The 21,597-nt window shown below is 44.8% G+C and carries 16 protein-coding genes and 2 pseudogenes; 6 read left to right on the top strand and 12 right to left on the bottom strand.

Annotation, left to right across the window (positions count from 1 at the left end; genetic code table 11):
* Window positions 1-209: 209 nt before the first annotated feature.
* Complete coding sequence (locus tag MHN09_RS08575; RefSeq protein WP_239240188.1) at window positions 210-3,653, top strand: PAS domain-containing hybrid sensor histidine kinase/response regulator; 3,444 nt, start codon at window positions 210-212, stop codon at window positions 3,651-3,653.
* Window positions 3,654-3,700: 47 nt separating this feature from the next.
* Here MHN09_RS08575 and MHN09_RS08570 read toward each other — a convergent pair whose 3' ends face one another.
* Window positions 3,701-4,324 (bottom strand): mechanosensitive ion channel family protein, encoded by a 624-nt coding sequence (locus MHN09_RS08570; protein WP_014950819.1) that lies wholly within the window; start codon window positions 4,322-4,324, stop codon window positions 3,701-3,703.
* Between the two features lie 539 nt (window positions 4,325-4,863).
* On the opposite strand from MHN09_RS08570, the gene rimK reads away from it, so the two are divergent.
* From rimK to MHN09_RS08550, 4 genes are all read left to right on the top strand, one after another.
* Entirely contained in the window at window positions 4,864-5,769 is a 906-nt protein-coding gene (rimK, locus tag MHN09_RS08565) for a 30S ribosomal protein S6--L-glutamate ligase (RefSeq protein WP_014950820.1), read from the top strand.
* Window positions 5,770-5,817: 48 nt separating this feature from the next.
* On the top strand, window positions 5,818-6,849 hold the full coding sequence (locus tag MHN09_RS08560) for a succinylglutamate desuccinylase/aspartoacylase family protein (protein WP_014950821.1): 1,032 nt from the start codon (window positions 5,818-5,820) through the stop codon (window positions 6,847-6,849).
* A gap of 17 nt (window positions 6,850-6,866) precedes the next feature.
* The gene (locus MHN09_RS08555; protein ID WP_014950822.1) at window positions 6,867-7,301 is read left to right on the top strand and encodes a RimK/LysX family protein; all 435 of its coding nucleotides are present in this window, start codon (window positions 6,867-6,869) and stop codon (window positions 7,299-7,301) included.
* 61 nt (window positions 7,302-7,362) lie between these two features.
* On the top strand, window positions 7,363-8,361 hold the full coding sequence (locus MHN09_RS08550) for an amino acid ABC transporter substrate-binding protein (protein WP_239240186.1): 999 nt from the start codon (window positions 7,363-7,365) through the stop codon (window positions 8,359-8,361).
* Here MHN09_RS08550 and MHN09_RS08545 read toward each other — a convergent pair.
* Window positions 8,321-8,965: a response regulator transcription factor gene (locus MHN09_RS08545; protein ID WP_014950824.1), complete on the bottom strand. Its 645-nt coding sequence runs from the start codon at window positions 8,963-8,965 to the stop codon at window positions 8,321-8,323. The two genes, MHN09_RS08550 and MHN09_RS08545, sit on opposite strands and share 41 nt — an antisense overlap.
* An 18-nt stretch (window positions 8,966-8,983) precedes the next feature.
* On the bottom strand, window positions 8,984-10,930 hold the full coding sequence (gene acs, locus MHN09_RS08540) for an acetate--CoA ligase (protein ID WP_239240183.1): 1,947 nt from the start codon (window positions 10,928-10,930) through the stop codon (window positions 8,984-8,986).
* A gap of 244 nt (window positions 10,931-11,174) precedes the next feature.
* On the opposite strand from acs, the gene MHN09_RS08535 reads away from it, so the two are divergent.
* Window positions 11,175-12,338: a DcaP family trimeric outer membrane transporter gene (locus MHN09_RS08535; RefSeq protein WP_187447297.1), complete on the top strand. Its 1,164-nt coding sequence runs from the start codon at window positions 11,175-11,177 to the stop codon at window positions 12,336-12,338.
* 92 nt (window positions 12,339-12,430) lie between these two features.
* Here the strand turns inward: MHN09_RS08535 and MHN09_RS08530 are convergent, their stop codons facing one another.
* From MHN09_RS08530 to tuf, 9 genes and pseudogenes are all read right to left on the bottom strand, one after another.
* On the bottom strand, window positions 12,431-13,585 hold the full coding sequence (locus tag MHN09_RS08530; protein WP_239240180.1) for a Na/Pi symporter: 1,155 nt from the start codon (window positions 13,583-13,585) through the stop codon (window positions 12,431-12,433).
* A gap of 110 nt (window positions 13,586-13,695) precedes the next feature.
* Complete coding sequence (locus MHN09_RS08525; RefSeq protein ID WP_014950828.1) at window positions 13,696-14,748, bottom strand: aldo/keto reductase; 1,053 nt, start codon at window positions 14,746-14,748, stop codon at window positions 13,696-13,698.
* A gap of 82 nt (window positions 14,749-14,830) precedes the next feature.
* Entirely contained in the window at window positions 14,831-14,971 is a 141-nt protein-coding gene (locus MHN09_RS08520) for a hypothetical protein (RefSeq protein ID WP_239240177.1), read from the bottom strand.
* Window positions 14,972-15,213: 242 nt separating this feature from the next.
* Window positions 15,214-15,828: an ankyrin repeat domain-containing protein gene (locus MHN09_RS08515; protein WP_171338365.1), complete on the bottom strand. Its 615-nt coding sequence runs from the start codon at window positions 15,826-15,828 to the stop codon at window positions 15,214-15,216.
* 158 nt (window positions 15,829-15,986) lie between these two features.
* Window positions 15,987-16,454, bottom strand: a pseudogene (locus MHN09_RS08510) (catalase-related domain-containing protein); the annotation flags it as partial.
* 7 nt (window positions 16,455-16,461) lie between these two features.
* A complete protein-coding gene (locus tag MHN09_RS08505; protein WP_155279885.1) occupies window positions 16,462-16,638 on the bottom strand; it encodes a hypothetical protein in 177 nt (58 codons plus the stop codon).
* 274 nt (window positions 16,639-16,912) lie between these two features.
* Window positions 16,913-18,265, bottom strand: coding sequence for an alkaline phosphatase PhoX (locus MHN09_RS08500; RefSeq protein WP_239240171.1), 1,353 nt, complete (start codon window positions 18,263-18,265; stop codon window positions 16,913-16,915).
* A gap of 172 nt (window positions 18,266-18,437) precedes the next feature.
* Entirely contained in the window at window positions 18,438-20,996 is a 2,559-nt protein-coding gene (locus MHN09_RS08495; RefSeq protein WP_239240168.1) for a GGDEF domain-containing phosphodiesterase, read from the bottom strand.
* 417 nt (window positions 20,997-21,413) lie between these two features.
* Window positions 21,414-21,597: pseudogene (gene tuf, locus MHN09_RS08490) on the bottom strand (elongation factor Tu); the annotation flags it as partial.

Here is a 21,597-nt window from a genome sequence, read left to right as displayed (position 1 = left end):
CCTAACGCCCGGCTTTGTTAACGTTATTGCTGCGTGTTACGTGATTGAGGAAAGACAATCACAGGCAGCAAAGTCAAGCATTTAGGAGCTCGCGTATTACTCTAGACCTGCCTTTAAAAATTCAAAATGAGACCATGGTCGTAGGTAGACCATGGTCGAAATGATTATAATAGCGACAGCATTGTTAAAACTAAGTTAAAAGGAACGTTATGGTTTTTGGTTGGGTAACACTTGCAGTACTGTACCTCTTCTTGCTGTTTTCACTGGCGAGTTGGGGTGAAAAGAACTCGCCCACCGCTAGAGCACTAACGTCACATCCCGCTATATATTCGCTGGCCCTTGCTATTTATTGTACCGCGTGGACTTTTTTCGGCATGGTAGGCCAAGCAAGTAGAGACACCTGGATTTACCTGCCAATCATGCTTGGACCTATTCTCGTTTACGTCTTGGGTTATAAGTTTATTTACAAGTTAACCCTCGTCAGTAAGAAGCAACACATCACTACCATTTCCGACTTCATCGCGTCGCGCTATGGAAAGCGCCAAACCGTAGCTTTGGTAGTTACGCTTATCGCGCTCCTTGCCACTATTCCTTATATCGCGCTTCAATTAAAAGCAGTGGGTGCTACTTTCCAACTCCTTACTCAGCAGCCTAACAGCAACGGCATTATTATTGCCGCCACTGGCTTCATCGCGGCATTCGCAATATATTTCGGTACCCGGCAAACGGACGTCACCGAGTACCGACGGGGTTTGATGCTGGCTATCGCCTTCGAATCGACCATTAAATTGCTGGCGTTAGTGCTGGTTGCCATCGTTGGTTATAGTGCGTGGAAGCGCACCCAGTCTGGTCCATTCTTCGAAAGTTTCACCAATGAAATAGCCTTGGCGCAGTTTGGTTCGTTTACTTTCATCGCTCAAACTATCATGGCGGCAGCGGCCATTGTTTGTTTGCCTAGGCAGTTTCACGTTGCCATAATTGATAACCTAAGCCTAGGTCATCTGCGCACGGCAAGGTGGTTATTCCCTCTCTACCTGACCATTATTTCAGCGGTAATTCCTATTATCGCCATTGCAGGCAAAGCCATTTTTGCTGGCGCTAATATCGAGCCCGACTCTTACGTACTGTCACTGGCTGTATTTTCAGAGTCAGTTCTTCTTCAAGTGATTGTCTTCGTAGGCGGGCTCTCTGCCGCAACAGCTATGATCATTGTGGCAACACTCACACTGAGTACTATGCTCACCAACGATGTGATTCTGCCGCGCATTCTTGCATTTACAGGTAATACCGATGACAAACAGGACGTGTCGAGCAAAATCAGGCTTATTCGCCGTATCGTCATCGCGTTTATCTTGCTTATGGCGTTTTTGTACCACCAGCAAATGACCAGCAGCCGCTCGCTTCATTCAATTGGGCTTATTGCGTTCTCGTTAGTTATCCAGCTTATGCCAGCCATTGTTGGCGGACTTTACTGGAAACGCGCGCATGCGCACGGGGTTTACGCAGGGCTAATGGTGGGATTAGTGATTTGGGTATTGTGGCTTGTGCTTCCCATTGTGAGCGAGCAAGTTTCACAAATGGAACAAAACGAACTCATTAGCCAAGGCGCTATGATTAGCTTAGCGGCAAACAGCTTTGTTTACATACTCTTTTCACACTTTGCACCGCAGCGTCTTATCGACAGAATGCAAGCTGAAGCCTTTGTGTCTCCTGCCATTTCCACTAACAATACCGTTAAAGCGCAGGCAACTAACGTGACCGTCTCCGATCTTATAACGCTATTGTCGACCTTTATGGGATCCGGTCGTTGTGAACAATTGTTGGAACAATATCAGCAACTCAATAATTGCCAATTAAAGCACGACGATACGCCAAATGAGTCATTTTTATCATTTTGCGAACGCGCCTTGGGTGGCGTTATTGGCGCATCGAGTGCCAAAGTACTGCTAGACAGCGCATTGCGTGGTAAGAAGATGGACTTTACCGAGGTTATCAACTTCTTCGATGACACAACGCAAGCCATGCAATTTAATATGACTGCACTACTCACGTCACTTGAAAACATGGACCAAGGCATTAGCGTAGTCGACAAACACTTAAATTTAGTAGCGTGGAATAAACGCTATGCCAACCTCTACCCTTACCCAGATAACTTGTTGGCAGTAGGTACGCCCATAGAAAAGCTTATTCGGTATAACGCTTCACAAGGTGAGTTCGGCACAGATAACGTAGACGGTGAAGTAGAAAAAAGGCTGGCTCATTTGCGCTCTGGTATGCCCCATCGCTTCACGCGACAACGAATGGATGGACGGGTTATTGAGATGGTAGGTAATCCTTTACCTGGCGGAGGCTTCGTAACAAGCTTCAACGACATCACCGGACACGTGGAAATACAGCAAGCGCTTGAAGAATCAAACATTGACCTTGAGGCTCGTATTAAGAAGCGCACTGAAGAAGTACACTCCATAAACGCCGAGCTTCGACTTGAAATAGAACGGCGCTCTGATGCCGAGAAAGAACTGATAAGGGCACGAAAGGCTGCAGAAGATGCCAATGCCAGTAAAACCCGCTTCTTGGCGCTCGCAAGCCATGATGTTTTGCAGCCGCTAAATGCGGCCAAGCTCTACGTGAGCGCCCTTGAAGAACAAGAACTGACTGAGTCAGCGCTAGCCATTATTCAAAAGCTTAGCCATAGCGTGACGTCTAGCGAAACACTCATTGGCACTTTGCTGGATATTGCACGCTTAGATCAAGGTGAAATGAAACCCGATATTGAGCCTATTGATGTAAGGACCCTGCTGTCACCACTTGTGGACGAAATGGCGATGCGCGCGCGGGAAAAAGGACTTGGTTTTAAAGCGATTATACGCCCGTGCTGGGTAAAAGCTGACAAAACGTACTTATACCGAATAACGCAAAACTTGCTTTCAAATGCGGTGAAATACACGGAAAATGGCCGCGTTTTGTTCATTATCAAGCCTGTAAAAGACACCGTTTATTTCAAAGTTATCGACACAGGTATTGGCATATCTACCGATAAAAAAGACAGTATTTTTGGTGACTTTTTCCGCGCGAACGAAAGCAAGGAACACGGTATTGGTCTTGGCTTGGGGGTTGTTCGACGTTTAAGTCTGCAGTTGAACAGCGATATTAGTGTTACCTCGAAAATAGGCAAAGGCAGCTGCTTTGCGTTTAGCTTGGATAAGGCTGAGCCAAAACAGGTATCCAACGTTACAGCAAAGCCCCGCAGTACAACATTTACAGGCATGGACGTGCTTTGCGTGGACGATCAAAGAGAGAACTTAGATGCCATGCAGACCCTATTACAGAAATGGGGAATCAATGTAGTGCTTGCGAACAACTGGGATGACGCGTTGAAAGTCTGTGAGACTATTCAGCCTCAAATCTTACTTATGGATTATCAGCTCAGTCATGACAGCGACAAAAATGGGCTAGCTTTGATTGAAGAGATAAGACATCGACTTAATATTGTGGTGCCAGCAGCGCTTATAACGGCGACACCAGATGAAAGCTTAGTTACACAGTGTAAAGCCCAAGGCGTAAACTTCTTAGCTAAACCGCTAAAACCAGCGAAACTGCGCGCACTACTTCAAAGTATGACGCGCTACATCAGGGAGGCGAAAAACGTGTAGCTAGTAGCTCGCTGCATGTTTTTCGCTATATGTATAAGGAAAGACGTCTAGAGTAATTCGTCGTGTGGTTTACTTTCTTCAATTTTAACCACCGGCGTTTCTACGCTCGACTTTGCCACCACTTTTCCCATTGCTCCCCACTTCTCTTTAGGGTTGAGCAAAACAGGACGGGTTAAAATTAGGTTATTAGGATACATGAGGGTTTCACGCTCAGCGGTAAGCAAGCGCGTGCTAAACGGCCCTACATCGGCAATCACACCTTCAATGAAGTTATCGCCGTCGAGAATGCGCACATAATTACCTCTGCGATAGGCTACGTTTGTGAGCAAAATAAAGTACGCAGTGATGTTACTGATGAGTGACCAACTAGCAAAAAGCGCAACACCGGTTACCGTGATGATAGAAGTGGAAAGCACTAAGAGCCCAGAAAAATCGATCCCCCATGCTAGCAACAACAAGGCTAACGATACTGTAGCAACAATAACCCGTGCAGCAAAAAGCCCTTTAATAGCACTATTTGATTTTAGCTTTGACTTTACGATGTTGGTTTCTAATTTTGGCAGCAACTTACGAGACATCGCCAAATAAATTAGTAAAACCAAACCACTCCACACGACATTTGACTGGTACTGAGTTAACCACGCCAAAAACCCATGCCACCACTCATTCATTAACCCAAATCCTTACATTTTTTCGTTAAGCAGACTGACCTTAAATTCTGATTTTACGTTAAAAAGGCCGACGCGCTCTAATGCTAACGTGAAAAACAGTCAAGTTCATGCATTAAAAGCAATCGACACAACAAGAATTATTCGTAAGACACCCCCGAACACTTACATTAGTATGCGCGCAAAAATGACTTGTCTAATTAATACCAGTCCGCATAGATAATTACCCACTCAGCGAGAGTTAAAATGTTCGTAATCGCGGCGTGTTACCGCAGGTATAGTGGTTCTACATCAAGGTGACACAACAAAGAGCACGGACATTTTAAACTCGCCCTTCGGGAAGGTCTGGCAAGCTTCCTAGCTTCATTCTGGGAATTTGAAAGGGAACAGCCATTCCTGCATTCCCACGCTTCGCTAGGAAACTTGCCAGCGCCTTCTGAATGGGCAATTATCTATACGGATTGGTATCATCACGTTCTAACGTGGTAATAGATTGGTCGATAAAACGACAAAATAAAACACAAACTACAGGCTTTTTTATAATGCGCATTGCAATTCTTTCTAGAAATCCTCGTCTTTACTCTACTTCACGCTTAGTCGAAGCTGGGCAGGCTCGCGGGCATCAGGTTGACGTTATCGATACCATGCACTGCTACATGGATATCACCAGTGCGCGACCGTCAGTTCGCTATAACGGTAAGCGACTACCCTATTACGATGCAGTGATCCCTCGAATTGGCGCATCGGTTAGCTTTTATGGCACATCAGTCGTTCGCCAATTTGAAATGATGGGCACATACAGCCTTAACGAGTCGGTTGCTATCAGCCGCTCTCGAGATAAATTGCGTTCATTGCAGCTTTTATCACGTAAAGGCATAGGTATGCCGAGAACAGGCTTCGCACACCACCCTGATAAAATCGATGATGTTATTAAGACGGTTGGCGGCGCCCCAGTGGTTATTAAGTTACTTGAAGGCACGCAAGGTATTGGCGTGGTATTGGCCGACACGCAAAAAGCGGCAGAGTCGATCATTGAAGCCTTTATGGGTCTTAACGCCAGTATTTTAGTGCAAGAGTTCATTAAAGAAGCGGGCGGTGCAGATATTCGTTGCTTTGTGGTAGGTGGAAAAGTTGTAGCAGCGATGAAGCGCCAAGCAGCACCTGGGGAATTCCGCTCTAACCTTCACCGTGGCGGTCAGGCAAGTTTAGTTCGCCTAAGTCCAGCGGAACGCAAAACAGCGGTAGATGCGGCTAAAACGATGGGACTAAATTGTTGTGGCGTGGATATTCTTCGTTCGAACAACGGTCCAGTCGTTATGGAAGTAAACTCTTCGCCGGGCCTTGAAGGCATTGAGAAGGCGACCAATAAAGATGTGGCCAGTATGATCATCGAGTTCATTGAAAAAAGCGCAGAGCCGCACAAAACAAAAACCCGTGGAAAGGGCTAGCGCCCTTTAACCTTTGCTATGCAATAACGTAAATATAGGAAAACGTTAGTGGTAAATGATGTTTTAAGAATTGGGGGTGAAAACATTGCTCCTGGCGAAACAAAAAAGATTGAGTTAGAAATGCCGCCGTTGTACACGGCCACCAATATGAGCATTCCGGTTTACGTTAAACGAGGAAAGCGACCAGGTCCCATTATGTTCGTCAGCGCAGCCATTCACGGTGACGAATTAAATGGCATCGAAATAGTAGGCAGACTTATCCGCTCAAAAGCGATTGAACGCCTAAGAGGAACCCTTATCGCGGTGCCTATGGTTAATGTGTACGGCGTACTAAACCAGTCTCGTTATTTACCCGATAGACGCGATTTGAACCGCAGTTTTCCAGGGAGTAAAAAAGGTTCGCTTGCCGGTAGATTAGCCAACTTGTTTTTCAAAGAAGTGGTAAGTAAGTGCGATGTCGGCATTGACCTTCACACCGGCGCTATACACCGTAGTAACTTGCCACAGATTCGCGCTGACTTAGACGACCCAGAAGTACTGGAAATGGCAAAAGCGTTTGGCGTACCTGTACTTCTTAACGCAGAGTTACGCGATGGCTCTTTGCGCGAATCGGCCAGTGAAAGTGGCGTTAAAATTCTGCTTTACGAAGCAGGCCAAGCGTTACGTTATGACGAGTTTTCTATTCGTGCCGGCGTAAGAGGCATTATTAATACCATGCGTCATTTGGGCATGCTGAATAAAAGCCGCAGCAAGGGCCACAGTATCGAGCGTTTTATAGCGCGCCAAAGTGGATGGGTTCGAGCGCCAGAAAGTGGCTTTGTGACGCATTTAGCACAGCTAGGTGACCATGTTGAGAAAGGTGACAAACTGGCCATTATTGCTGATCCGTTTGGCAATTATTTAGACAGCCTTGAAAGCCCTGCAGAAGGTGTTGTAATTGGTAAACAAAATATTCCGCTTACCCAAGAAGGTGAAGCGGTTTACCACATTGCATACTTTTCAGAGCCTGATACTGTTGCAGAACACGTAGAATTATTACAAGACAATTTATTGCCACCAGAACAGGGGCCTGTTTTATAAAATTGGTAGAAAAACTGATGAACAATAAAAAAATTGTTGGTGCGGTAGAGCTGTGCGATTTACCCAAACTCGCCATCTCTGATTTGAACGTACGCGTTGATACAGGGGCGGCAACGTCTTCACTTCATGTGGACAACATTGAAGAGTTTGATCAAGACGGTGAATTATGGATTAAATTTGATATTCATCCGGACATTCACAACGTCGAACGCGTGGTTCGCAGAGAAGCACGTGTAGAAGGACAAAAACGCGTAAAAAGCTCAACGGCTACACTTGAGAAGCGCTATGTTATAATTACGCCTATAATAATGGACGGGTACCAGTGGGATATTCAGTTAACCCTAACGGACCGCTCTGAAATGACCTATTTGATGCTGCTCGGAAGAGAAGCGATGAGTGGTCAATTTATTGTAGACCCCGAACACGACTTTTTGCTGACGGGGAAAGATTAACATTACAAGTTAGCCATAAGGGAAATGTTAGCTGGATCCCTTGGGCAACTTGCAGTAAGGCATGCGTTTAGTGCATGAAAAATACAATATGGACGTTACGAAAAAAGCCCGAATTGTTGCCGCTTTGCTGTTGAGTGTAGTTACACCATTGAGTGCTCATGCTCAGCAGATAAACACAAACGAGGTAAGTACTGACTTACCTCACACCGTTCTCCGCCTGCCAAACATTCATCCTGGGCGAGATGCCGTATACGCCTACGCTAAACGTCTTCTCACAGAATCGCTGCGCGTTACTGAACCTCAATACGGCTCTTTTGAACTGATTGTCAGCGACCAAGAAACGGCGCAAGAACGTCAACTACGCAGCCTTGAACACCACATGCTAGACGTGACGTGGAGCGTTACCTCAACAGAGCGTGAACGTCAGTTCCTGCCCATTCGCATTCCCATTATGGCGGGTCTTTTAGGTAAGCGTGCACTGCTGGTCAGAGAAGGCGATACGCGACTTAAAGAAGTAAAGTCATTAAACGCGTTACGAGCATACCGCGCGGTTTTGGGCTACGACTGGCCCGATACGAAGATATTTCGCGCAAACGATATCCCAGTGTTGGAAACGACCTACCGAGCGTCATTTCGCATTGTTTCGGAAGGCTTCGCCGATATGTTTCCAAGAAGCGTAATGGAAATCAAAGAGGAGCTTTCAGACAAAACCCTTTCTCGCGGCCTAACTATTGATGAACACCTTATAATATCGTATCCAAGCCCCATCTTTTTCTTTGTAGGAAGCGACAATCAGGCATTAGCCGGGCGGATAGCTGAGGGTCTGTTAAGGCTCTTCGAAACGGGTAAGTTTCAGGAGCTACTGTTAGCTCATGATAACTTTAGAGAAGGTATGGCACTTACCGAAGGGCGAACGGTTATTGAAATTGACAATCCTTTGCTCAGTGAACAAAGCCGCTTGGCATTGGAAAAGTTCTTACCGGAATTTGCTACCTCAGAAGCCGTGCTTAAGTTCGACGCTACTGAACCGGCGGCTCCAACTCAAGTTGTGAAGCAATAAGTACCGCTTGTGTGCGGTTGTTTATGCCCAACTTTTTAAAGATAGCAGTAACATGCGCTTTAACCGTGGCCTCTGCGATATCTAAATTAAAGCCAATTTGCTTGTTCAGCAAGCCGTCTCGCATGTAACAAAGCACCTTGTATTGCGAAGGCGTTAGCGAGGCAACTTTATCCGCTAATTCAGAGAACTCTTCATTCACCTCATCAACGTCTTCACTTAAGTTATCAGGTAGCCATACATCGCCATCCAGAATTGCTTCTACGGCGTTTGCAATATCCTGCGCACTGGCAGTTTTTGGGATGAACCCTAGCGCGCCCACGCTAATAATCTTTGAAATAAGTGTGGTGTCTTCTGTGCCAGAGACTACGGCAACAGGAAGTTCGGGAAAGAGTTTTCGAATATGCAGCAAACCAAACAAATCATTGCTACCCGGCATGTGCAAATCAAGCAACAATAAGTCGATATCCTCGTTGTTGAGAATATCGACTGTAGTGTTAAGGTCTCCCGCCTCTTTGAGGGTTAAGGCTGGAAGTGACAACGACAACGCGCCTCTTAGTGCATCGCGATACAGCGGATGATCATCAGCGATTAGAAGGGTTATCATTGTCTATATCCTTAGTTTCTACTTATTTAGACGTTCCTCTATCAGTGTATCAACAACCGATGGATCCGCCAACGTAGATGTGTCACCTAATTGCTCATGCTCATTGGCGGCAATCTTACGCAAAATACGGCGCATAATTTTACCAGAGCGGGTTTTAGGTAATCCACGAGACCATTGGATCATATCAGGTGTAGCAATCGGGCTTAGCTCTTGACGCACCCACGCCTTAAGCTCTTTAGTAAGGGCTTCATCTGCTTCAACCCCTTCATTTGGCGTTACGTAAACGTAGATACCCTGCCCTTTGATATCATGTGGGAAGCCAACAACGGCAGCCTCAGCCACTTTAGGATGGGCAACAAGTGCGCTTTCGATTTCAGCGGTGCCCAAACGGTGTCCAGAAACGTTTAGCACGTCATCTACACGACCGGTGATCCAGTAGAAGCCATCTTCGTCGCAACGAGCACCATCACCGGTGAAGTACACACCTTTGTACGCGCTAAAGTAGGTGTTAATAAAGCGCTGATGATCGCCATAAACCGTTCGAGCTTGGCTAGGCCAGCTGTCTTTAATAACAAGATTACCTTCTGCTGCCCCTTCAAGCTCATTACCGTCAGCATCAAATAGCGCAGGCTGAATGCCGAAGAATGGACGGGTCGCTGAGCCAGGCTTCAACTCCGTAGCGCCAGGTAAAGGCAGGATCATGTGTCCACCTGTTTCTGTCTGCCACCATGTATCGATGATTGGACAACGGCTCATACCAATTACGCGGTGGTACCATTCCCATGCTTCAGGATTAATAGGTTCACCTACTGTTCCTAACAGACGAAGCGATGAGACATCACACCCTTCAGCTGGAACATCTCCGTGGGCCATTAATGCGCGGATAGCAGTTGGCGCGGTATATAAACTATTTACTTTGTATTTTTCCACTACCTGAGCAATACGCTTAACGTCTGGATAGGTTGGTACACCCTCAAAGAACACTTGTGATGCGGCGTTCACCATAGGGCCATAAACCATGTAGCTGTGGCCTGTGATCCAGCCTACATCAGCGGTACACCAATAAATATCGTCTTCTTTGTAGTCAAAGGCATATTTAAAGGTCATCGCAGAATATAAGAGATACCCGCCCGTGGTGTGTACTACACCTTTTGGCGTTCCAGTAGAGCCTGATGTATAAAGGATAAACAGTGGGTCTTCCGCGTTCATTACCTCTGGTTCACACTGCGCTGACACGCCATCAACAGCGTCATGCCACCACACATCGTGCTTACCATTCCAGTCTACTTCTCCTCCTGTGAGCTTATGAACTAAAACATGAGTAATAGACGGACACGCATCACCAGACAGTGCTTTATCCACATTCGCTTTCAGTGGAATACTTCTTCCAGCACGACGGCCTTCATCAGCAGTAATCACGACTTTGGCGTTGCTGTCGTTGATACGATCGGCAATCGCGTTAGGTGAAAATCCACCGAAAATCACCGAATGTACTGCACCAATTCGGGCACACGCTAGCATGGCGTAGGCAGCCTCAGGTACCATCGGCATGTAAATCGCAACACGATCACCTTTTGCTACGCCCATTTCTTTAAGTGCATTCGCTAATTTACAAACTTCATAGTGTACTTGTTGATACGTGATATCTTGGCTATCTTCTGGTGAGTCGCCTTCCCAGTGAAAGGCAACTTTTGTGGCATTGTTAGCCAGATGGCGGTCAATACAATTATAGCTGGCATTTAGCTCACCATCTTCAAACCATTTTATCGACACATCGTTTTCGCCAAACATCGTGTTTTTAATTTTGGTTGGCTTTTGATACCACTCAAGCATGGATGCGTGCTCAGCCCAGAACGCTTCAGGTTGCTCTACAGATTGCTTGTACATCTCGTCGTATTGAGATGCGGTTAAATGGGTAGACTGAAGAATGTTCTCAGGCACAGGATAAGTTTTGCTGGCGGTCATATAGATTGCCTCCAATATCAATGATGTAAATTCTTGTTGTATGGTGAAACACTCTAGCCATTCACCCACAAAGCAAAATGAGACTTTGGTCTTAGCAGCATACAACTAAGGTTCTACTAGAAAAGTATTACGACTATAGTCTTATGCGACCATTGGCTTATTTAATTTTGAGATAATAAGTACACAATCAGCAATGTTAACGTTGAATTTACATTTATTTAACCACTTTTTTGGAACAGACACGATGAAAGCTAAAATAAAAAATACGGCTACAGCAGTAGCGCTGTGCCTAGCAGCATCTACCGGTGCAGCGCAAGCAGCAACAATCGGCGACACAAGTGTGAAATTCACAGGCTACATTAAAGTCGACGCTATGGTCAGTGACTACTCAGATGGCACCATTGCATCGGGTAGCGTAGGTCGCGATTTCTATATTCCTTCACTAACACCTGTTGGTGGCGTTGACGAAGATCCACAATTTGATGCTCACATTAGAACATCGCGATTCCGCTTTGCTACTTCAACACCAACCGCTGAAGGCGATACCATTAACGGTGTTTTCGAGCTCGACTTTTTAGTGACCGATGGCGGCGATGAGCGCATCAGTAACTCTTACGTTCCTCGTGTTCGTCACGCATACCTGACCTACAAAAATTGGTTGGTAGGTCAAACATGGACAACTTTCATGGACGTAGGTTCTTTACCTGAATCTTTAGACTTTGTTGGTACGACTGACGGCATTACCTTTGGTCGTCAAGTTATGGTGAGATATACCAACGGCGGCCTTCAGCTTGCCCTTGAAAACCCAGAATCAACCATTACGCCATTTGGCGGTGGTAGCCGAATTACGAGTGACGACAGCAGCGTTCCAGACTTTGTAGCTGCCTATACGTCAAAGTATGACTGGGGTTATGTAAAAGTAGCGGGCTTATTAAGACAGTTGTCTTACGATAATGCCGCTGGCATTGATGCGGACGAAACCAGCTTTGGTGTATCGGTAACCGGTAAATACAATTTGTCTAATGGCGACGATATTCGCTTCACGTTCAACACGGGTAAAGGTTTAGGCAGATACTCTGCGCTAAACGCAGTTAATGGTGCAGTACTTACCGAAAGCGGCGACCTTGAAGCCATAGACTCAACAGGTTACGGCGTTGCGTATCGTCACAAGTGGAGCGAAAAAGCGCGCAGTAGCATCATGTTCTCGGCGTTTGAAGCAGACAATGACGTATCATTAACGGGTTTAGCTACCACTGAAAGCACTTATAGCACACGTGTAAACTACTTGTACTCGCCAACTAAAGCGCTAACCGTTGGCGCTGAATACGCTTTCGCAAAGCGTGAAATTGAAGCCGGCCTTGAAGGCGACATGAACCGCTTCCAAGTTTCAGCAAAATACGCATTCTAATACATGCACTAAGTTAAAAAAGAGAAACGGCACTGAGCTCATCAGCGCCGTTTTTTTGTGCATACAGAAAATAGAATGGCGCGCTACGTTAGCTACATAGTGGTGAAGATAATACCCAAAGGCATAATAAAGAATAAGCCACCGATATAAGCTGCGCCGTACATTTTCCGCTCTGCCGCTATCACTGATAATTGATAAGACAAATTGAGCGGAATATTGCGCAATAAAGGCAGCCCGTAAATAAGCGTAACGCCCAGAACGTTATAAATCAGGTGCACTAGCGCTATTTGTAGTGCAAATCCACTATTAACCCCCACTACACCCAACGCTGCGATAAGCGCAGTGATACATGTACCTATATTCGCGCCCAATGTGAACGGATAGATATCCTTAGCTTTTAAAATTCCACTACCAACCAAAGGTACCATAAGCGATGTGGTGGTTGACGAGGATTGCACTAGCACGGTCATCACAGCACCCGACGTTATTCCAGAGAGCGGACCTTTTCCTATGCTGGTACGCAATAACGCCTTTGCCTTGCCCACCATAAGTGATTTCATAATTTTACCCATGTAGGTAATTGAAAACATAATAAGGCCAATACCAAGAATTATTTTCGCTACGCCCGGATAAATAGAAGGTAAAAAGGAGAATGCTTGTGTAACTAAGTCTGTTACCGGTTGCGTCATCGCTTTAATAGGATTAACACCAGACACACCGATGGCTTCACCAGTATGGAGAAGCGCAACCAATTGGGCACTTAAAAACTCCAAAATACCAAACGCCATTTCAAGAGGTAAGAAAATTAGTACCGACAGTACATTGAAGAAGTCATGAATAGTGGCCGCATTGAAGGCTCGTTGAAACTCATCTTTTTTTGCAACATGACCAAGGCTCACCAAGGTGTTGGTAATACTGGTCCCAATGTTGGCACCCATCATCATGGGTATAGCGATAGTTATGGGTAAACCACCCGCTACCATTCCGACAATAATAGAGGTAACCGTACTTGAAGACTGAATAAGTGCGGTACACACCATACCAATAATCAATCCCATGACAGGATTAGAAGCAAAACTAAAAAGAGATTTCGCGTGGTCGCCAGTAGCAAATTTGAATCCGCTGCCAATCATGCTGACAGCTAATAACATCACATAGACTAACAAGGCTAAAAGAAACCACTTACGCCAGTTATGTGCTTTTTCTAGCACGCTGTTCTGGGCTAGTTGAGGGTCAATCATTGACATAATACGCACAACTTCATACTTGAAAAACTCATAATATGACGTGCGTATTACACAAAAATGACGGGGAGTGAAGTACTACCCCGCCATTCTTAGGAAGAAAATAAATTCGCTTAGAAGCCTAAAGGATACTGCCTTAGTACACTGTGAATGTCGTCCAATGTTTCCTTCGAAAGTGAAATATCAAACGCGTCTATATTTTCTTTAAGTTGAGGCACAGTGGTAGCACCAATAATTGTTGAGGTAACACCAGGCACTTGCTTACACCACGCCAACGCGAGCTGCGAAGGTGTTATTCCTGCGTTTTCTGCAATCTTCATATATTCTGCTGTAGCTGCCTGCGCTGGCGCTTTATCTCTAAATAACCCCATACGCTGAGCTAGTGTCCAACGACTACCTTCCGGTCTGGCTCCATCCTGATACTTACCACTTAACATACCCGTTGCTAACGGCGACCACGGAAGGTAAGCAATGTTCTCTAGTTCACACATTTCAATTAAATAAGGCCAGTCTTTCGCATGAAGTAAACTGAACTCATTTTGGATAGAAACTGGAAGCGGCATATCCAGCTCTTTGCAAAGTGTAAGAAAGGCGTGAATGCCCCAAGGCGTGTCATCTGACAGCCCCCAGTGTCTAATTTTCCCTTCATCCAGCGCGCGCTTAATGCCTAAAAGGATATCACGCATACCATCCAGTTCTTTTTCTCGATTGGTTTTGGTTGGATCAGCACCATCCGGCCAATGCTTACCGAAATGAGGTGTAACTCTATTCGGCCAATGAAGCTGGTAAACGTCGATATAATCGGTTTTTAAGCGCTCTAATGAATAGGTGAGTGCGTTTGCGATAGCGTCAGCTGTAATGGGCCCTGCGTTGCGAATGTACTTCAAACCGCTGCCAGCAATTTTAGTCATTAAAACAATGTCAGAGCGCTTTGATTCGTTCCTCGAAATCCAATTACCGATAATGCGCTCTGTATCGCCATAGGTATCTACATTTGGGGGAACAGGATACATTTCGGCCGTATCGACAAAGTTCACGCCTTTATCCAGGGCGAACGCCATTTGCTCATCTGCATCTTGTTGGGTGTTTTGAATGCCCCATGTCATTGTGCCCAAACACACATCCGACACCTGTAAGTCGCTATTTCCTAAGCGGTTAAACTTCATTTTTGCTTCTACCTTGCTTGGCTTATACCTTATTGATGCAATAATGAGTCGACCGCTTAAGAAATAAAAGTGCCCTCTGTGGTTATGAGGCTTTCTTAGTGGCCAACTCGGCTTCTACACTTGCTAGCCGCGCCTCAATATCTCTTTTGGACTCGACCATTTCATTCGCCAATTCTGCGAGTGATTTTAACTCTGCAAACCCTAACTTTCTCGTATCAATCATTTGATACTGACGCTTACAGCGATAAAAGAAAGTAAGAAAGTTAACAAAAGCGCGGTGAAATGTCGCAAAACTCTTGATCAATACCAGAATTAACACGATAGACGTGAGCGCAGCAACTAAACGGTCAGCCTGTAACCCGTAATTTGGGTAGATTCATGGTTTTCTAGTATTAGTGGCGAAGCAGCAAGCGCATCAGCCAATGTTTTTCTGCTTCCCCTATTTCGTAAAGCCGGTGAGGTAAGCTACTTATTATCTTTGTTCAGTGCCTCAGCCAGCGCGTAATTGCCTTGCGACAAGGCTATATCTGCCACTGAGTTACCAGCTTTATCTACATGCTTGGGATTTGCGCCTTTTTCTATTAGGCTGCTTACAACCTCTTGTCTATTGAAGAGACTTGCAAACATTAGCGCCGTTTGCCCTTGTGCGTTTTCTTCGTCTATATCGCAATCGGCAAATACCAGCTGCTTTGCCACACTGACATGACCTTTAAATATAGCGCCCATAAGTGCAGTATTCCCGCGGTTGTCTTCTTGACACGGGTTTACCTTCGCCTGCTCAATAAGAAAGTTCACGGTGTCAGTGTGACCGTGGTACGCCGCAAGAATAAGTGCTGTATAGCCTTTTTCATCTGCGACGTTTACATCTAGCCCAGCGTTATAAAAGGCTTGCAACATGGTGCTGTCGCCTTCTCTAGCTGCGTCGAAATACCGCACTTTTAGTGCTTCCATAGATAGCGAAGCTGATTGCGCAGGTTTGTCCGCCGCGCTAGTTACTTGTGTTACAGCACTGGCATCGAAGCTGAATAGAGTGACAATAACGAACAGCGTTGATAGTAGTGAGTGCTTAAAAATAGACATTGTGCCCTCTTTATTTATCGACGCATGAAGTGAAAAGTAATTGAAATTAGGTAGCTACGCATTGGGTGGACTATTTATCAACGATAAATAGTCCACCTTTTAGTACTTCTGACTTTAATATTTCTGACTTAAGTAGCTCTGACTTTAGTAGCTCTGGTTTATTGCATTAGCGCCGTCAGGCTTTCTGCAACTTGTTTCGCTTTAGCTGCACGTGCAGCCTGCTGTTCCATCAAGTCTTTCGCCGTTTGACGGACTTTAGCCATTGGTGCGTTTGCTAGTTTAGCTACGCCTTTGCCGTAGTCTTTATCTGCGTTGTACATATAAGCACTAATAATGACGCGGATTTCTTCTTCAGGCACCGATGCCAGTGCTCCACCTAAGTTATTAATCAGGTTTTGCTGGCCTTCTTTGGTTAGCTTTCTGAAAAACTCCCCTGCTTGTTTAAAGTTCTGCTCTTTGTAGAACGGAATTTGTTGCGTCATACCTGCAAGCGGTTTGCTTGAGTAACGGAACGCCGGTTCTTCGTTAAGATCAAGACGTCGACTTGGCTGGTAGTTCACATCGCGATTAGTACTCGTTGTGCGTAGCTGACCATGCTGTTCGTGGTTATTGATAACCGCATTTTTGAGGTTCTCACAGCTGTACTCCCACATGAAGGTTGGTACGAGGTTTAGGGGCTTTGACTTCTACGCAAACTTGGTCGCCATAATAGTTATCAGCGTAATTGCATTGCGTTCGAATGGGTTGATTAGTTGTGGAGGAAACACGGTGGCTATTCGCCGTTGTTAGCTTTTTTAATAGTGCGCTCATTTGGCTCTCCTTCTTAAGTTAAGCGCATTATCATTAATTGAACAAAACTATTAAAACGGGTTAAAACGATTCAAATAATTAATTTATTAGATTGTAAAGGTACTCGTTAATCGAGAAAAGGTATGAAAGTAAGTAAATGATGCGTGACGAAAGAAAGGTCGATAGAAATTTGCAGTTCACACTTTGGGGATAGCGGCGCCATTTTAAAGTAATAAGAATAAATGACGCCAGTTTACTAGAGAACCCTTAATATCTGGTCTCCAACCTCTGATCTCTAACCTTCAAGCCATGCCCCGGTTATAGCTAAGGTCTTCGTTGGAGAGTAAATATTCACGAAAAGCGTATTGCCGTCAGGCGAGAAACACGCGCCAGCAAGTTCAGTTTGCGCATGGAGTTTTGCAAAGTTATACACCTCTCCATTTGGTGTAACACCGCGTAAATGGTTATCAACAATGTCGGTATATTGGTCTTCACACACCAATAGATGTCCGTTTGGACATACGGTTAAGTTATCGCCGAAGTTATATAAGTTCTTGTCTTCGCTTTCTAAAAATAGCTGAAGCTTGTCTTGTTTACCATCAGCAGAAGGAACAAGTTTCATTACTTGACCGAGCTGCTTTTGGCCGCCATTAGTACAGCAAAAATAAAGCTCATCTTCACCCCAATGTATACCTTCACCGCGAGCGAATAAGGCAGCACCTTTCTCATATCCTCTAGCGCGTAAGTCATCGTTCGGGCTTTCTGGATTGTCTAATGCTATCCACTCAACGTCGAACCACGTCGCCAATGGCATAGTTGTGGAATTCCAGTTACGTGTATCAAACTGAGGTTTATTTTTTACTACCAGGGCTTCTAATTGGCCGCCAGCTGCCAAGTTAGCGTACTCGTTAGGTACAAAGCGATAAAGCAAGCTGTCACCCTGATCTTCAGTCAGGTAAACAATACCGGTTTTGGGGTCAACACATGCCGCTTCATGGTTAAAGCGCCCCATTGCTTTAAGCGGTTTAGCTTCAATGAGTGAGTCAGCGTTTGCAGGTACTTCAAATATGTAGCCGTGATCTTTGTTTACTACATCGCCGTTCGGGCCATGAGGTCGGTCTACGGACTCTTCACACGTAAGCCACGTGCCCCAAGGCGTAATGCCGCCCGAGCAGTTTCTTACCGTTCCAACAAGACTGATAAACTCTCGCTCTACCATTTTGGTGGTAAGGTTATACACCATGGTTGTGGTGCCGCCTGGTAAAGCAACCCCACTATGATAGTTGTCATAGGCCAACTCGCTAGTATGCTTTTGAATAGACTGTGGCTGAGCACTTAAATGTTTGGGGTGCAGTTCGTGGTTACGTATAAGCGCCACTTTGTCGCTACTGCCTTCTACAGGCAAACAACCCATACCGTCCGCTCTGTCAGGTACATGCATACCATCAGACATGCTATTTCCAAGGCTTGATATAACCTTATAGCTAAAGCCTTTAGGTAAATCGAGCAGCTTTTGAGGGTCGGCGACTAGTGCACCATAGCCTTCACTAATCGGCATAGACGCCAAATTTATTTTCTTACCAAAAGCACTGGTCGCTAGGCCACCAAATGCCAAAGAGCCTACTAAAAACTGGCGTCGTGTTATCATCAAAGTCTCTCACAGCACTAAATTCAAAAATTATAACTCGGTATTGTTACAGTATGACAAAAGGAGCTTATAAAACTTACAAGAAAGCCGCTTTTTCAGGTGGAAAAGAGAACCTAGAACACGATCAAGACTTGGCTAGCCAATAGCGGATAATTGCAAACTTTCTTTAAATTTAGGGTAGTTTTGTGTTTTCATTGATTCCCGCCCAATGTGCTTCCGGTTCAGGCCTTGAGAAGTAATAGCCTTGAAATTTTTCACAGCCTTTACCTATTAGGTATTTTAGCTGCTCTTCACTCTCTACACCCTCTGCAATACATGTGACATTCAGTGCTTTGGCCATTTCAATAATTGCATCAACAATCTGCGCCGCTTTTCCATCAAAGTCTTTTCCTATGTCGTCCACAAAGTACTTATCAATTTTAAGCTCACTGATAGGGAGAACTTTCAGGTATGCAAGACTGGAATATCCAGTACCGAAATCATCAATTGAAAAGCGAAAGCCGAATCTTGCGAGTTCAAGCATGGTTTCCTTAACCAGCTCAATATCCACCACTAAAGCAGTTTCTGTTAATTCCAGCATTAACATGTGAGGTGGAATGCCGTATTGATTTACGCGAGAAAGTAGCGAATTTATAAAGTCAGGCACAACGATTTGTCTAGCGCTTATGTTGATCGCAATACTGGTTTTTAAACCGCTTTTCACGAAGTTACTAATAACGCTCAGCGTTTTTCTTAAAACTATGTCACCTATTTCGCAGATAGCGTAGCTCTCTTCGGCAATAGGAATAAATTCACTTGGGCTTACTGGACCTAACTCTTTCGAGTACCACCGCACCAACGCTTCGAAAGAAGAAACCGTTCCATCATGGGTAACTTGAGGCTGAAGTACTATTGATAATTCATCGCGTTCTATCGCTTGTTCAAGCTTAGATTTTATATCTAAATAACGGTCGAACTCTTTAAACCCATCCTCTGAAATATGACAAAGACCAAAAGGTGCCGACCTTTTTGCCCTTTTAACAGCCTGTTCGATTACATTGATGATTGACTCAAAGCTTTGACCTTGCGGGTTAAAGATAGCACTGCCAAGTGACGCAGTAAGAGACCATTTCACTGAATTTATGACAATATCGAAATGACGTGGACTAAGGAGTGCGCTTTCCACTAAGTTCGCATCAAATTTATGAAGGTCTTCTTTTATGTAGGTTTTTTTAGACAGTACGACAAAACTATCACCGCCATATTTAAAAATTTCATAATCGTGGCCGATGACGAAAAGCAACTGCTCTGCAATCTTTCTTATAGCATAGTTGCCGTTACCAAAGCCGAAACGCGTATTAATTTGCGCCATATTATCGATATCTAACAACAAAATATGTATATATTCTTGCTTCAACGATGCGCGTAACATCAAGTCTTTAAAGCGTTGATGGAACCACTGCTGATTTCGAAGGCGGGTAACAGAGTCAGTATAAGCGAGGTTATAAATGGTATCCTGCGCTTCTATACGTTCACTAATATCCCGTATAACACCTATAAATCCCCTTTCACCCTGGTCAAAACTCTCCGACAATGACAATTCCATCTGGAATATATCGCCGTTTTTTCGCTTAGCCGGAAGCTGACGACCTACTCCTATAATTTTACCTACCCCAGTCTCCATATAATTGCGCATATAAAAAGCATGGTTAGACGCATAAGGTTCTGGCATTAGAATCTCTACAGATTGAGCGATTAACTCGCTTCGCGTGTAACCAAACGTTTTAAGCGCAATGTCGTTACAATGTGTGATTGTGCCCTTGACGTCGATACTAAATACAGCATCATTGATATTATTCAAAATATTTTGAATTTTCATCGCTCGCTCTTCATTGAGAGTAAGCGCGGTTTTATATTCAGTAATATCTTCAAATGCACCGAAAAGACGCTTCACTGCGCCATTCTTATAAAGCTCCGCTTTCCCAGAGGCTCTTACCCATCGAATAGTGCCTGACGAATCGATAATTTTGCACTGAATGTCATAGGGCTGTTGGTGAAAACGGAGGTTATCAAATGCGAGCGTTAACTCCTCAGTATATCCCGGGGCGAAAGAGTTGATGGCTTTTTGGACGTTTATGGCACTACCGACTGGTAAACCGAAGATACGGTATGTCTCTGATGACCATATTAACTTTTCAGTTTCAGGATAAAACTCCCATGACCCTGTTTTCGACATACGGCTTATTTCATCAATAAGGCTTAGGTTACGCGCGGTTTTTATTGCGAAAAAGTCCTTCTGCAGTTGTGTAGAAAACAACTTAGCTTGCAGTGAGAAAACTTGTAACCACTCATTGATGTCATGCTTGGGAGTGTTAAAAATAGCAACGAGTAAACCAATATCTTGGTTTTTCTCATTAAAGAGGCCCGCGCCTAAATACCCTTGCGCATTAAGCTCACTGAGGGTTTGATCATCGGGAAAATGCTCGCAAATGTCCGACTTGTAACCACACGCTCCAGTTAGCAAGACAGTTTCACAAGGCGAACCCTTCAGGTCATATTCAATTTGTGAAATTGGAGAGTCGTGCGCAAGCCCTACTAATACGGAAATTTTATCCGCTTTTTTGACGCCTAAAAAGAGATAGTCAGCGTGAAGTAACTCATTAAACCCTAATAAATCTTGCTCATAAGCACTACGATTTTCCAAAACAATTGTGCTGAACTCCGATTCATTTAAAACTGACTCGAATGACATTACTTATAAAACCTTGTTAAAACATTAAAATGGAGTTTGCCACTTCGCACTGACGGAAAAAAGGCAGGACGATAATAAGTTTCAAATTTATCAATGCCTAAGCATAGCTCAACTTGCGATTAAGGCTAGCCTCGAACCTAGTCATTTTGAAATAAGTTTGTCCGCTTCCCCATAAAACCCGCCGGGCCTTAAGTTATTTCTGTATTAGAGAGTGAGTGCTGTGCCCTCTGAAACTCTACAACGCAGGGGGGGCGGTGTCGAAGCTCTAACTTAAAAAGAAGGGTAAGTTTACGGCGTGTTTCCTTCTCTCCCCAAAGCTTTCTGTTATGCAGATTGCGAGGGAGTGACGTTCTAAATCGCAGGCATAAAAAAGCGCACCTAAGTGCGCTTTTCTTGGCTTGTGTTGCTAAGTCTAGATTAGTCTAGGATCTTAGATACAACACCGGCACCTACTGTACGACCACCTTCACGGATTGCGAAACGAAGACCTTCTTCCATCGCGATCGGAGCAATTAGCTCAACTTTGAATTTAAGGTTGTCACCAGGCATTACCATTTCTACGCCTTCTGGAAGCTCTACAGCACCAGTTACGTCAGTTGTA

The sequence above is a fragment of the Alteromonas sp. MmMcT2-5 genome (assembly GCF_022348315.1).
GTDB lineage: Bacteria > Pseudomonadota > Gammaproteobacteria > Enterobacterales > Alteromonadaceae > Alteromonas > Alteromonas macleodii.
The sequence above is the reverse complement of the archived record's forward strand: the minus strand, read 5'-3'. Positions and strand labels throughout refer to the sequence as shown.